The sequence below is a fragment of the Paenibacillus algorifonticola genome, from assembly GCF_000971975.1.
GTDB lineage: Bacteria > Bacillota > Bacilli > Paenibacillales > Paenibacillaceae > Pristimantibacillus > Pristimantibacillus algorifonticola.
The window spans coordinates 22,937-37,153 of record NZ_LAQO01000050.1 but is presented as its reverse complement, the minus strand read 5'-3'; the positions used below and the strand labels follow the sequence as shown (position 1 = coordinate 37,153).

Below are 14,217 nucleotides of genomic sequence, written 5' to 3'. Positions count from 1 at the left end.
CTATCCCTCCTGATTCCGTTCATATATAATACGCAAGCCTTCCAGCGTCAGAAGCGGATCAACTTCATCTATCGTTTCCGATTCTGAGCTAATTAACTCAGCCAAGCCGCCCGTCGCGATGACACGCGGCGATACTTTAAACTCTTTGCGGATTCTGCGCACGATGCCGTCCACTTGTCCAGCATAGCCGTATATAATACCCGCCTGCATGGATGTGACCGGATTGCGGCCGATTACACTTGGCGGCTTCACCAGCTCAATGCGCGGCAGCTTTGCCGCCCGCTGATAAAGCGCCTCTGTCGAGATTGCAATGCCCGGCACAATAGCGCCGCCCAAATAACTGCCAGCGGCATCAATGTAATCAAACGTCGTTGCGGTTCCGAAGTCGACGACAATAAGCGGGCTGCCATATTTGACGATGCCCGCCACCGAATTCACGATGCGGTCAGCGCCGACCTCACGGGGATTTTCATACCGGATATTGAGCCCGGTCTTCACGCCTGGACCGACGATAAACGGCGTCTTGCGCAAATACTTCATGCACAGCTGCTCCAGCGTCCGCATGAGCGGCGGTACAACGGATGAAATAATGACGCCTTCCATCTGCTCCAGACGCATGCCGGCAAAATGAAACAAATGATGAAAGTTGATGCCATATTCATCAACTGTAGCGGAACGATTCGTGCTGAGCCTCCAGTGATGGAGCAGCTCCTTGCCTTGATAAATGCCCAGCACCATATTCGTATTGCCGACGTCAATGACGAGAATCAAGACATTGCCCCTCCCTTCTTGGCATTCAGGTCGAGACTAATATCGAGCGATTGGAAGGAGTAGGTAAGGCCTCCTACCGAAATGACATCAACACCACAAGCGGCTATGCCGTGTATCGTATCAAGCCGCACATTGCCGGAAGCTTCAACAATGACATGTGGTGCGCGCTGCTTGATTTGCTTTACAGCCGCTTTCATCATCTCTTGCGGCATATTGTCGAGCATAATAATATCAGCGCCGCATGCAATCGCCTCATCTACTTGCTCCAAAGACTCCGTCTCCACTTCGATCTTCATCGTGTGGGGAATACCCGCTCGCGCTGCTTCCACTGCTTCTCGAATACCGCCTGCGCCCTTAATATGATTATCCTTGATCATAACGGCATCATACAAGCCAAAGCGGTGATTCGAGCCGCCGCCTATACGAACGGCGTATTTTTCAAGCAGGCGATGACCCGGCGTCGTTTTGCGCGTATCGACCAGTCGAACCGGCAAGCCTTGCAGCGCCGCTACAAATTCACTTGTTTTCGTCGCAACGCCCGACATCCGCTGCATTAAATTAAGCGCCAGGCGCTCCCCTGTCAGCAGGCTATGAATGCTGCCCTCTACTTCGGCGAGTACAGTGCCCTTTTCTACATACTGCCCATCCTCAACCTTCGCCGTGAAGACCAGCGCTCTATCAACGATTTCAAACACAAGGCGCGCGATCGGAATACCGGCAATCCGCCCATTTTCCTTCACATGAATGACGGCCTTCGCCTGCGCCCCACGAGGAATAGTCATAGCGGTCGTTACATCGCCGCTTCCGATATCTTCAGCGAGCCAGCCGCGTATTTGCGCGCGCAGTGCTTCATTATAGCCATCCAGCGTTGTCTCAAACATTGGTTAACCGCTCCTCTGTCCTCCCGTATACACGGTGCATTACGGTATGCTTGCGCCAAGCTTGATCATTGCGCTCCGGGAAGTCCTCACGGTAATGTGCGCCGCGGCTCTCCTCCCGCTGCAAAGCGGATTCCGCCGTCAGCAGGGCGCATGTCAGCATATTGGCAAACTCAAACTCTTCCCGCTTGGTCAGCATCGCTTGGAAAATCGGCAGCTGGCGCCGCAGCTCCTCCAGCCCCTTCTCCAGACCCTTGGCATCACGCTGCAAGCCCGCGTACCTGACCATAATCTTTTGCAGCTTCAATCTCCGCTCCACCACTGCCTGAATTGGCACGCTGCTGCGCGGTACGCTACTCTCTATTATAGGCTGAATCTCTGCATGCTCTGCAAGTTTATCAATCGCCTCGACAATACGCTTGCCGAAAACAACCGCTTCCGAAAGTGAATTGCTGGCTAAGCGATTGGCTCCATGAACGCCTGTCGAAGAAACCTCGCCGCAGGCGAACAACCTTTTAATATTGGTTTCTCCATCGAGATCGGTTTTAACGCCACCCATCATATAATGTGCAGCAGGTGCCACCGGAATCCAATCCGTCGTCAAATCCAAACCGTAGCGCAAGCAAAATTCATAAATATTCGGAAAACGATGCTTCACCATATCCGGCGACTCATGCGTCACATCCAAATAAACAAATGTTGATTTTGTTGCTTCCATCTCGCTAATAATAGCGCGGGCCACCACATCACGCGGCGCCAGCTCCAGTTGATGATGATAACGCTCCATAAAACGCTCGCCTCGCGTATTGCGAAGCACGGCCCCTTCGCCGCGCACTGCCTCTGAAATCAGAAACCGTGGCGCCCCTGGGTAGCATAAGGAGGTAGGATGGAACTGGACAAACTCTACATCCTGTATAAAAGCTCCTGCGCGGTAAGCCATTGCGATCCCATCGCCTGTGGCTACCTCAGGATTCGTTGTGTAACGATAGAGCTGGCCTGCGCCGCCAGAGCATAGAATGGTCGCCTTGCCGCGCACAAGCAGACGAGAGCCGTCCGGCTTTTGGACCAGAGCGCCAACGCATTCTCCATCATTGGTCACCAAATCGATGACAAAATGGTCGTCCCATACCTCAATGCCTGGCTTAGATAACGCTTTCTCCGATAAGGCTCGTACTATTTCGTAGCCCGTCGCGTCTCCATTCGCATGCAAAATACGGCGCTGGCTGTGAGCGCCTTCCTTCGTCAGCGCAAACTCGCCATTTTCCAAATCGAACTGCGTGCCCATTTCAATGAGCTGATTTACACCTTCCGGCCCCTCATGCACGAGCACATTGACCGCATCCTCCGAGCACAAGCCAGCTCCCGCAATCAGCGTGTCCTCCCGGTGGTAGGCTGGTGAATCATCCTCCGATATGACCGCGGCAATGCCGCCCTGCGCATAGCGGGTGTTGCTGTCGAGCAGCGACTTCTTCGTAATCATCAGCACCGAATGCCGATCACTAGCCCGAAGTGCGGTAAAAAGACCGGCAATGCCGGCCCCAATCACAATAACATCCTTCTCGATTACCGGCAGTTCGTCTAACTTGATGTCTACAAGGTATTTGGGAATCATTTCTGCGCCTCCAGGCATAGGAGTAGCGCATGCTGCTCCTATTTCACGAGTAACATGCGCTCAAGGGACAAGCGTGCTTGATCCGCCACATGCGGCGGTACATAGATTTGCGGCTGCATCGTTTCGAGGCATTTAACCAGCTTTTTCAGGTTATTAACCTTCATGTTCGGGCAAACCAGATATTTAGATGCAAAAAGGAATGTTTTGTCCGGGCTGTCCAGCCTCAGCTGATAACCAGTGCCATCCTCCGTACCGACGATGAACTCCTTGCAATCCGATTCCTTGCAATATTTAATAATCGCTGTCGTGCTGCCGACAAAATCGCCCAGCTCCACAACTTCAGGGCGGCACTCAGGATGCACAACAAACTGCGCATTCGGGTGTTTCGCCTTCATTTCCTCTACATCCTTCACCGTCAACATGTCATGAGTGTTGCAGTAGCCTTCCCAGATAATCATATTCTTATCGGTTTTCTGCTGCACGTAATGACCAAGGTTCTTGTCCGGCACCCAAATGACGTCTTGTCCTTCAACAGAGTTCACAACGTTAACTGCATTCGCCGATGTACAGCAAATGTCAGTCTCTGCTTTAATTTCAGCGGAAGAGTTAATATACGTTACCACGGTCGCATTAGGATGCTGAGCCTTGAGCTTGCGAAGACCGTCAACATTGACCATATCTGCCATCGGGCAGCCTGCACGCTCGTCCGGAATAATGACCGTTTTGTTCGGAGCCAAAATTTTTGCGCTCTCACCCATAAAATGCACGCCGCAAAATACGATGACATCCGCATCCGTCTGCGCTGCTTTTTGAGCTAGCAAAAACGAATCGCCGCGGAAATCCGCAACCTCCTGAATTTCATCACGCTGATAATAATGAGCAAGAATGATGGCGTTGCGCTCTTTCTTCAATTGCATTAGCCGTTCCCGCAGTTCGCGGTTCTGCTCCGCCTTGCGTTCCAGTGCCAGTGCTTCCACAGTTAATCCTCTCCTCTTATGAGGGAAGGGCAAGCTGATTGCCCATTCCAGATATGGCTACTAACGACTTTGTGAATTGATGCACAAACCTAAAAAGTCGTTCGCCTTTCATTTAACCTTTACGGTAAATTCATTTGATAAGGTTTAATTTACTCCAGGCAGATCATGCTGTCAATGCGTTTATGACAAAAGTGTGAATTCCCTTTGAAAATAGCACCTGCCGCAGTTAAACTTTCCATCATTGGCGACAATTGTGTATAAATGCAGCATTTGCGCACATAGTTATCAACAAGTTATCCACAATCGTGGATTTTCTGTGACTAACCTAGCGAAAACGGTGTTGCCATCCCTTGGAGGCAATTCCCGTTTCACAGAGAAATAGAAGCCAATATTCAAGAGCATACTTATAAATGCTTATATTTTCAAAAAAACTTCCCACAGAATGATCAACACTTAAGTGATATCCATGGGAAGTTTGGAGGTTTGTGATCCAGTTAACGCTTTGCCGGATCGTATGGTTCGCCAAGCGAGCCTGGAGCGGCAGAACGTCCTACTGCACCAACGAGTACAACCAACGTCAATACGTATGGCAGCATGTAGAAAAACTCGGTCGGAATTTGCTGCGACCATTCGAACAGCTGGGCAAAGTTGCGAATCGCTTGCGCGAAGCCGAAGAAAATAGCGGCTCCCGCAACGCCAAGCGGATTCCATTTTCCAAAAATAACAGCTGCGATGGCGATAAAGCCTTGGCCCGAAATCGTATTATGAGCAAAATTGCTCGTCGTCGTTAACGTAATCGTCGCACCGCCAAGCCCTGCGAGTGCGCCGCTGAGCAGCACGCCGATATAACGGTATTTCGTTACGCTGATGCCTACCGTATCGGCCGAGCTTGGGTATTCACCCACAGCGCGAAGGCGCAAGCCGAAATGCGTTTTGTACAGCACAATATAGCTGATAATGACAAGCAAAATAACAACATAGGTCGTCGGATAGGCTTTAAAGAACGCTTCTCCAAAAAACGGAATATCAGATAAATAAGGGATTTCCCATTTATTGAATACATGGGTTAGCGTTGTTGTCTGCCCCGAACCTTCATACAAGCTTTTCGTCAAATAAATGGCGATGCCCGCCGCCAAAATATTAATAACGACACCGACAATCGTCTGATCCGCTTTAAACGTGATAGTCGATACGGCATGCAGAAGGGCAAATAACACACCGAATATCGATGCCCCCACTAATCCAATCCATGGAGCTGATTCCTCATAACCAGCTTGAATCGCATAGTCGGTAATGACAGCCGCCGCGAATGCGCCTGACACCATCAAACCTTCCAGACCGATATTAATAACGCCAGAGCGCTCGGAGAATAGACCGCCGAGGCCGGTGAAAATAAGCGCCGTGGAAAATACAAGTGTAACGTTAATCAGCTGACCCAATATTTCCAGTGCATTCATATTAGATCGCCTCCTTACGCTTGTCCGCACGTCGTCCAAGGAATGGTTTTATGAAAAACTTTACAATGCCATGCGAGGCAATAAAGAAAATGATCGAGCCAATAACGATACGAACAAGCTCTGGTGGCACGCCCGCTCCGAAGCTCATACCCGCAGAGCCATAGCTAAGCCCCCCGAACAGTATAGCGCCTAACAATACACCAATTGGAGTATTACCGCCAAGCAATGCAACCGCAATGCCATCAAAACCGTAACCCCATGGCGCTGCTAGCATCGTCTGATAGCCAAATACGCCCAGCGTCTCGAATACGCCCGCTAGCCCCGCAAACAAGCCGCTAATAAACATCGACTTTACAATGGTACGATTGACATTAATCCCTGCGTACAACGCTGCATCAGGGCTTTGTCCCACTGCTCTAAGCTCATAACCTTGCTTTGTTCTCCAAAGTATAATATAAAATACGCCAATACCCAGCAAGGCAATGACGGTACCCCAATGCATACGGGCATGATCCATCGCATCAGATAACCAGCCAATCGATACGAGTGCCGATTCTTGAATCGGATCCGATTTTTGCTGCCCTTTTGCCACAAAAAACGCGCGGATAATGTAATTGGATAAATAAAGCGCAACCCAGTTCAACATAATGGAAGAGATAACTTCGTTAACGCCGCGGACAGCCTTCAAATAGCCGGTCAACGCAGCCCATAAGCCGCCGCACAACGCCCCAACAATAATAGCTAGCGGCGCATGCAGATACCAGGGAAGGTCAAGCGTGATCCCTATAACCGTTGCCCCAGTCATACCCATCATGAACTGGCCCTCTACTCCGATATTAAACAAGCCCGTACGGAAAGCAAAAGCAACCGCAGTACCTGTAAACAGCAGTGGGGTGATCGCACGAATGGCCTCGCCCATATCGTAAGGACTGCCAAATAGCTTTTTAAGCAGCGATTGGTAAGCCAGAATAGGATCAAATCCGCCTGCCAGCATAGCTATAGCTCCGCATAACAGACCCAAAATGATAGCCACCAAGGGGACGAGGAAAGATGTTTTATTGAATGTTTTGTCAGCAATTCCTTTGACTTTATCCATGGTCGCTATCTCCCACCTTTGGTCGGCTGTTTCGCTGCCGAATTGCCTGCCATCATTAGACCCAGCTGTTTATCATCACGCTGATCAGCATCGGCATAGCCCATTATTTTACCTTCATACATCACTGCAATGCGGTCAGACAACGCGTACAGCTCATCCAATTCAAACGATACAAGCAAAATTGCTTTACCTGCATCTCGCGCTTCAATCAGCCGCTTATGCACATATTCGATCGCGCCTATATCCAGACCACGTGTCGGTTGCACAGCAATGAGCAAAGAAGGATTTTTCCATAGCTCACGGGCAATTATAGCCTTCTGTTGATTACCGCCTGACAAGGAGCGGGCCTTCGCTTGAATGCCTGATGAACGTACATCAAACTCCGTAACTAATTGATTCGCAAGTGTGTCTATCGCCTTATAATCGATAAAGCCATTTTTGCCGAACTGCGGATCAAAATACGTATCTAGTACCATATTTTCGCTGAGCGTGAAATCGAGCACCATTCCATGCTTGTGACGATCCTCTGGAATGTGGCTGACTCCTGCAACGGACATTTGGCGCGGCGTTTTATTGATCATTTCCTTACCATGAAGCTTTACAGAGCCGCCTGATGCTTTACGCATGCCTGTAATGGCCTGTACCAGCTCACTTTGTCCATTGCCATCAACGCCAGCAATACCCAAAATTTCGCCTGCACGGATATCAAAGGCTACACCATTTAGAACGAGCTTGTTCTCTTCGCCCTTCATCGTAAGGTTGTCAACGGAAACGATAAGCTCGCCGGGCTCTTTCTTTGTCTTCACCGCCTGGAAATTAACGTCACGGCCAACCATAAGCTCAGCAAGCTGCTGCTCATTCGTTTCTTTCGTCGTAACGGTACGCACAACCTTGCCCCGGCGAATAACCGTAACCGAATCTGCAAGCGCCATAACCTCTTTGAGCTTATGAGTAATCAAAATAATGGACTTGCCCTCTGCAGCTAAATTGCGCAAAATACCAATCAGCTCTTCGATCTCTTGTACGGTAAGCACCGCAGTTGGCTCATCAAAAATTAAAATTTCAGCGCCACGGTACAATGTTTTCAAAATTTCCACACGCTGCTGCATGCCCACCGTAATATCTTTAATCCGCACCTGCGGATCTACTTTCAATGCATAACGCTCCGAGATGGAACGGACTTTATCATTTGCTTGCTTATAATTGACGAATGTGCCAAATTTACGAGGCTCATTGCCAAGCACAATATTTTCAGCCACTGTAAATGGCTGTACCAGCTTGAAGTGCTGATGTACCATACCAATTCCTAGATCAATAGCTTTACCTGCACCTTCAATAACCGTTTTATTGCCATTGACCCAAATTTCCCCTTCGTCTGGCTGATACAACCCGAATAAAATGTTCATCAACGTAGACTTCCCTGCACCATTCTCGCCCAGCAATGCATGAATTTCGCCTTTCTTCAGCTCAAAATCAATCGAATCATTGGCTACAAGACCGGGAAAGCGTTTCGTAATCCCTTTAAGTGTGACAGCCGCTGCACTTTGTTTCATCCAGTTATCCTCCCCGGTTTGTTAGCTCCCAATCTCAAAAAAGGACAAGACCGGCTCAAAGCAGGTCTTGTCGGCTGTACATAATAAATAAACAAACGACATCAAATATAGATTGAAAATTATTTCACTTCAGTTGGAACTACGAGGGAACCACTGATAATTTGTTGTTTGTACTCTTCAACTTTTTTCATAATATCTTCGGAAATGTTAGGATTGTTTTCTGGCAGACCTACTGCGCCGTCTTTCAGACCAAGAACAACCGATTTGCCGCCTTCCCATTTGCCGTTAATCAGGTCAGTAGAAACTTGGTAAATCGCAGCTTCAACGCCTTTAAGCATGGAAGTAAGCGTTACTTCGTTGCCGAACTCGATGGATTGGTCCTTATCAACACCGATTACCCATACATCCTGCCCTGCTTTTTTACGAGCTGTTGCTTCGTTAAATACGCCGTTACCAGTACCGCCAGCAACTTGGAAAATAACATCTACGCCATCATTGTACATTACAGCTGCTGCAGCTTTACCTAGGTCTGGTTTACCGAATTCGCCTGTATAGTTACGACTAATCTTAGCATCTGGATTTACCGCCTTCACACCTGCATTGAAGCCTGCCTCAAACACGGTTACGCTAGGAATTTCCATGCCGCCTACAAAACCAATTTTATTAGACTTTGTTGTCAAGCCGGCAACTACACCAACAAGGAACGAACCTTCGTTAGCCGCAAAGTTAACGGAAACCACATTTGGCGCGTCAACAGCGGAGTCAATGATGCCGAATTTGGAATCGGGATTATCTTTCGCTACTTTACCCATTGCATCTTGAAAAAGGAAGCCTACGCCCCAAGTCATGTCATACTTCTCGGAAACGAATGCACGCAGATTCGGTTCCATATCAGCGTCGCCTTTACTTTCAAGATATTTCGTCTCGGAACCTGTGTCTTTAGTTACTTTTTGCAAGCCTTCCCAAGCGCTTTGGTTGAAGGATTTGTCATTTACGCCGCCGACATCTGTAACCATGCCGATTTTCAATTTTGCACCCGCTGCTGCCGATTCTTCAGGTGCCGCAGACGCCTCAGGCGATGCTGATGCGTTCGTGCCAGAAGCACCATTGTTGGTTTTGCTGCCGCCGCCACATGCAGACAATACTAATGCGAACATAAGAACAATAGACAACATAAAACCTAAACGTTTTTTCATCTTCGATTTCTCCCCTTAAATAGATGTATTGTAACTGCAACCTACCTGCTTTTATTATTGTTGTTATGTTTGGCTGCTATTCTCTTTATTATAATTGCTAATCAATATACGTCAACAATTTTACGTCATGTAATGTGACACAGAAATTTTGTTCACGCCTATATCTCACAATTATTTAACATTTGTGCCAAACACACCATTCAAACCTGACACACACCCGACAAAACCATATAATTGCTAAGTTTTACCTCTATTATTATAGGCTAAACCCGAACATTAATAAAGTAAAATTAATCAAGCGTAAACGGCTGAAGCCGTCCTCTGGCGGCAAAGCTACCGTTTCGCGATGAAATATAAGCCCATTATAAGTGTGTAACTTATAAATGCTTTTATTTCAAAAAAAGACAGCTATTTTCTCGGCCACTACTGAGAAAATAGCTGTCTCCATAAACAACTGGAAAGGACGGTTGTTCGACGACCGGCAATGCCGGGTTTTAAAACACGCCCTCATCCTGTTTATTTCGGTTCTTCCTCATCGTTCGACTTATCATCAGGCTTATCCAATGAAGGTGGAGTCATTTCTCCTGCTTCCCTTGATTGAATACGAACCTTAACATCGCCAATCGTGTCGACGATTGGTTCAGTCGTTGGTTCAACAGCAACATTTTCTGCTTCGCCTTCCGCTATTTCAAGCGAGCCTGTTTCGATCAAACGTTTGATTTGATCCATTTCAAGCGTCTCTACAGACAGAAGTGTCTCCGCAATGGCGTGAACCTCTTTCGATTTCTCGGTGAGCAATTTTTTCGCACGCTCATAACAAGCTCCAATAATCGCTTGCATCTCTTGGTCAATTTCATAAGCGATCGCATCGGAGTAATTTTGTTCATGGCCGATATCACGTCCAAGGAACACCTGTCCTTGCGAGCTTCCGAATTGCAATGGACCAAGCTTGTCGCTCATTCCGTATTCCATAATCATCGCACGAACGATGCTCGTTGCTTGTTTAAAGTCACTGTACGCGCCTGTGCCGATTTCGCCGATAAACAATTCCTCAGCTACACGTCCGCCAAGCAAGCCGGTTACTTTATCCAGCAGCTCCTGCTTCGTTACGAGCATCCGGTCTTCCTTAGGCAGCATGATGACGTAACCGCCAGCTTTACCACGAGGAATAATGGTCACTTTATGAACGAGATCCGCATGCTCCAGGAAAAATCCAATAATCGTATGTCCAGCTTCATGGAAAGCAACAATACGCTTCTCACGATCGCTGATTACGCGGCTTTTCTTCTCTGTACCTACGATAACGCGGTCAATGGCTTCATCAACCTCGATCATCGCAATATCTTTCTTGTTGCGACGGGCAGCAAGCAACGCTGCTTCGTTCAGCAAGTTTTCAAGATCCGCTCCAGAGAAGCCTGTTGTACGTCTTGCGATAATATCCAGCTTGACGTCCTTGTTAAGCGGCTTATTGCGGGAATGAACTTTAAGCACCGCTTCACGGCCTTTCACATCTGGACGGTCTACCGTAATTTGACGGTCAAAACGTCCCGGACGCAGCAAGGCAGGGTCCAAAATATCAGGGCGGTTCGTTGCCGCAACGATAATAATACCTTCGTTCGCTCCGAAGCCGTCCATCTCGACAAGCAATTGGTTGAGTGTTTGCTCACGCTCATCATGGCCGCCGCCAAGACCAGCACCACGTTGACGACCAACGGCGTCAATCTCATCGATAAAGATAATACAAGGTGCGTTTTTCTTCGCATTTTCGAACAAATCACGGACACGGGATGCGCCGACACCGACGAACATTTCCACGAAATCCGAACCGGAAATACTGAAGAACGGCACGCCTGCTTCACCAGCCACTGCACGGGCAAGCAATGTTTTACCTGTTCCTGGAGGACCATTGAGCAGAACACCCTTAGGAATACGGGCGCCTACCAGATTAAACTTACGCGGATCTTTGAGGAAGTCAACAACTTCAACAAGCTCTTGCTTCTCCTCATCCGCCCCTGCCACATCCTCGAAAGTGATGCGCTTCTTCTCTTCATTGTAAAGCTTAGCGCGGCTTTTGCCGAAATTCATGACTTTACCGCCGCCGCCTTGCGCTTGATTCATTAAGAAGAAGAACAGAATGAATATAATCACAAACGGAATGATGGAAGTAAGGAGCGTAAGCCAGACACTTGGCGTATCCATTGGTTTATACTGTAACTCAAAACCGTTTTTCACTGCGGCTTCACGCAATACCTCGCCTGAATCGATCCCTGCACGCGATGTGAACTGTATGCTCTTCGCGTTTTCGGGCTGTTTAATGTATTTACCAGAAATATAATAAGACTGACCATCGTACTTTATCATCATTTCCGCGACGTTGTTCTCATTAATAGCAGCGCGAAGCTGATCATATCGTATTTCGACGGTAGTATCATTCTGATTGCTGATAAACTGAATAATCCCGACGGTTACCAAAAAGATGATCAAATAAAATCCAGTGTTACGGATGATCCGATTCATCTCCTACCTCCTCTCAAGACGCTTTTCATATTTTAACATAGCATGACTTTCCATCACAATAGAACCACTTGGAGGGTCAGACACACTGGCTAAGCCCAATCAGATTACTTCTCGTACACTTCCGGCTTCAATACGCCAATGAACGGCAGGTTGCGGTATCGCTCAGCAAAATCAAGGCCATAACCAACAACGAATTCATCCGGCAGCGTAAAGCCCGTATAGTCTGCTTCGAGATCCACCGTACGGCGCGCTGGCTTATCGAACAGCGTAGCTACCGTAACCGACTTGGAATTGCGGCGCTCCAAAACATCAATCAAGTAGCTCAGCGTCAAGCCGCTGTCAATAATGTCCTCAACGATGAGTACATCACGGCCTTCAACCGATACATCAAGATCCTTAATAATCTTGACCACACCTGAGGACTTGGTCGATTGACCGTAGCTCGACACCGCCATAAAATCAATCTCCAGCGGAATTGTCATTTCCTTGATCAGGTCGGACATGAAAATAATGGCCCCTTTAAGGATACAAATAACGAGAGGGTCACGCCCTTCAAAATCCTGACTGAGCTTTTCGCCCATCTCACGCACCTTGGCCTGAATCTGTTCTGCATCGTACAGCACTTCTTGAATGTCGTTTAACAACGGATTAATCCCCCTACAATACTTATGTTTATGAGTGTAACAGTGCTTCTTATTCTTTCGTCAGCCGAATGAATAACAGTTCCTTCGTGCTCGGGATGATAAGCGCATGGCCTGATCGTCTGATTCCGGGAATCCACAGCAGGCGCCCGTCTGCATCAAACAGCAGCGGATAGCGTTCACGCTGTGACGGAGGCAGCTTTTCGTCAACGAACATATCTTGCACTTTTTTAGACCCATTTAATCCTAAAACCTGAATTCGGTCACCACGGCGCCGATTTCGCACAGTCAGCGGAAACGCGAGCTGCTCCATATCGAAGCATGCTTCATGACGGCCCGCCAGTTTTCCAGCGGCCTGATCATCGGCTGTCCGCCGCTCAAACGCGAGCTTCCAGCCGCCCGCCTCTACCTCTATGTATTCCTGGGTCAAAGGTACAACAGCAAGCGCATAGTCCGTATTCGCTTCCTCCTGTTTCGGCAATCTGACAAAACGCATATGGTCATATTCACGCAAACAGCGCAAACCGTTACCAATATCCATTCGCCAGGTGCTTGAACTTTCGGGCGCTGCGGCAAGCCGCATAGACTCGATATGCTCGAAGGAGACCACATCAGCATCCCTCGAAAGATAATCTAATATTAGTTTAATCAATCTCCTTTGTAAAGCGACATGAAGGCCTGCCAAACGACTGCAGCTTACAGAACATTCCTCTGGCTCCGTATAGGCTAATTCTTCGAATAAAGCTTTAGTCTGACTATCCAGCCATTCATCCTCGGCCCCCGCCACTTCAGCAAGGCGGCCAAGCGATTCGGACAGCTGCGGATTGAAGCTGGATAACTGCGGAATAACATCCAGACGGACAACATTGCGAAAGTAATGGCGCTTCTCGTTGCTGCTGTCCTCGCAATACGGAATGCCGTAATGACGACAGTATTGTAAAAGGTCTGTTTTGTTCTTACGCATGAGGGGGCGAATGAGTTCCACGTTTTTTTCCTGCCTGCGCAGCGACATGCCAGAAAGTCCCGAAAGACCGCTCCCGCGAATCAAATGCATGAGCACCGTTTCCGCTTGATCATCTGCATGATGGGCAAGGGCAATCGCCTGCGCTCCCCATCGCTCTGCGACCTCATGCAAATAGGCGTAGCGTTTCGCGCGCGCCGCCGATTGTGCGTTCATTTTTGTTTCTTCTATATAAGCAGGCAAATCGAGTTCTGCAAGCTCAAAGGGCAGCCCAAGCTCCCCCGCATAACGCTGAACTACCTCTGCCTCCAGCGCCGACTCCTCCGGTCGGAAGCCGTGATTCACATGAGCCGCCACAACGCTTAGCGCCCCGCTTGCCTTAAGGCGGCTCATGAGATGCAGCAGCGCCATGGAGTCCGGTCCCCCGGATACGGCAACAATTATGCAGTCCCCTTCTCTCCACAGCCGCTCCGCCACTGCCAGCTTCTGAACTTCGGGAAGCATATCGATTCCTATTATCATTTCCCCTTCCCTCATTCCCTTCTGGCTGCCGCCTTC

The 14,217-nt window shown here is 48.6% G+C and carries 11 protein-coding genes; all 11 read right to left on the bottom strand.

Going from position 1 to position 14,217, the window contains the following annotated elements; genetic code table 11:
* Complete coding sequence (locus tag WH37_RS30555; RefSeq protein ID WP_046234442.1) at positions 1-771, bottom strand: type III pantothenate kinase; 771 nt, start codon at positions 769-771, stop codon at positions 1-3.
* Positions 768-1,652, bottom strand: a complete 885-nt coding sequence (nadC, locus tag WH37_RS30550) for a carboxylating nicotinate-nucleotide diphosphorylase (RefSeq protein ID WP_046234441.1) — start codon at positions 1,650-1,652, stop codon at positions 768-770. The genes WH37_RS30555 and nadC overlap by 4 nt, the downstream gene beginning before the upstream one ends.
* The gene (gene nadB, locus WH37_RS30545) at positions 1,645-3,261 is read right to left on the bottom strand and encodes an L-aspartate oxidase (protein WP_046234440.1); all 1,617 of its coding nucleotides are present in this window, start codon (positions 3,259-3,261) and stop codon (positions 1,645-1,647) included. Before nadB ends, nadC begins: the two co-directional genes overlap by 8 nt.
* Before the next feature lie 38 nt (positions 3,262-3,299).
* A complete protein-coding gene (gene nadA / locus WH37_RS30540; protein WP_046234439.1) occupies positions 3,300-4,238 on the bottom strand; it encodes a quinolinate synthase NadA in 939 nt (312 codons plus the stop codon).
* Positions 4,239-4,732: 494 nt separating this feature from the next.
* Entirely contained in the window at positions 4,733-5,695 is a 963-nt protein-coding gene (locus WH37_RS30535; RefSeq protein WP_046234438.1) for an ABC transporter permease, read from the bottom strand.
* Position 5,696: 1 nt separating this feature from the next.
* Positions 5,697-6,791, bottom strand: coding sequence for an ABC transporter permease (locus tag WH37_RS30530; protein ID WP_046234437.1), 1,095 nt, complete (start codon positions 6,789-6,791; stop codon positions 5,697-5,699).
* A gap of 5 nt (positions 6,792-6,796) precedes the next feature.
* Positions 6,797-8,344 carry an ABC transporter ATP-binding protein gene (locus tag WH37_RS30525; RefSeq protein WP_046234436.1) on the bottom strand — a complete coding sequence of 516 codons (1,548 nt, stop codon included), beginning with the start codon at positions 8,342-8,344 and terminating at the stop codon, positions 6,797-6,799.
* 119 nt (positions 8,345-8,463) lie between these two features.
* The gene (locus WH37_RS30520; RefSeq protein WP_046234435.1) at positions 8,464-9,540 is read right to left on the bottom strand and encodes a BMP family lipoprotein; all 1,077 of its coding nucleotides are present in this window, start codon (positions 9,538-9,540) and stop codon (positions 8,464-8,466) included.
* A 516-nt stretch (positions 9,541-10,056) separates the two neighbouring features.
* Entirely contained in the window at positions 10,057-12,057 is a 2,001-nt protein-coding gene (ftsH, locus tag WH37_RS30515; RefSeq protein WP_046234434.1) for an ATP-dependent zinc metalloprotease FtsH, read from the bottom strand.
* A 104-nt stretch (positions 12,058-12,161) separates the two neighbouring features.
* On the bottom strand, positions 12,162-12,701 hold the full coding sequence (hpt, locus tag WH37_RS30510) for a hypoxanthine phosphoribosyltransferase (RefSeq protein WP_046234433.1): 540 nt from the start codon (positions 12,699-12,701) through the stop codon (positions 12,162-12,164).
* A gap of 49 nt (positions 12,702-12,750) precedes the next feature.
* Entirely contained in the window at positions 12,751-14,181 is a 1,431-nt protein-coding gene (tilS, locus tag WH37_RS30505; RefSeq protein WP_046234432.1) for a tRNA lysidine(34) synthetase TilS, read from the bottom strand.
* Between the last annotated feature and the right edge of the window lie 36 nt (positions 14,182-14,217).

Coding starts and splice junctions, on each gene's coding strand:
- nadB (WP_046234440.1), bottom strand. CDS start 3,261: ATGATTCCCAAATACCTTGTAGACATCAAGTTAGACGAACTGCCGGTA.
- WH37_RS30525 (WP_046234436.1), bottom strand. CDS start 8,344: ATGAAACAAAGTGCAGCGGCTGTCACACTTAAAGGGATTACGAAACGC.
- WH37_RS30520 (WP_046234435.1), bottom strand. CDS start 9,540: ATGAAAAAACGTTTAGGTTTTATGTTGTCTATTGTTCTTATGTTCGCA.
- ftsH (WP_046234434.1), bottom strand. CDS start 12,057: ATGAATCGGATCATCCGTAACACTGGATTTTATTTGATCATCTTTTTG.
- tilS (WP_046234432.1), bottom strand. CDS start 14,181: ATGATAATAGGAATCGATATGCTTCCCGAAGTTCAGAAGCTGGCAGTG.
- nadC (WP_046234441.1), bottom strand. CDS start 1,652: ATGTTTGAGACAACGCTGGATGGCTATAATGAAGCACTGCGCGCGCAA.
- WH37_RS30530 (WP_046234437.1), bottom strand. CDS start 6,791: ATGGATAAAGTCAAAGGAATTGCTGACAAAACATTCAATAAAACATCT.
- WH37_RS30535 (WP_046234438.1), bottom strand. CDS start 5,695: ATGAATGCACTGGAAATATTGGGTCAGCTGATTAACGTTACACTTGTA.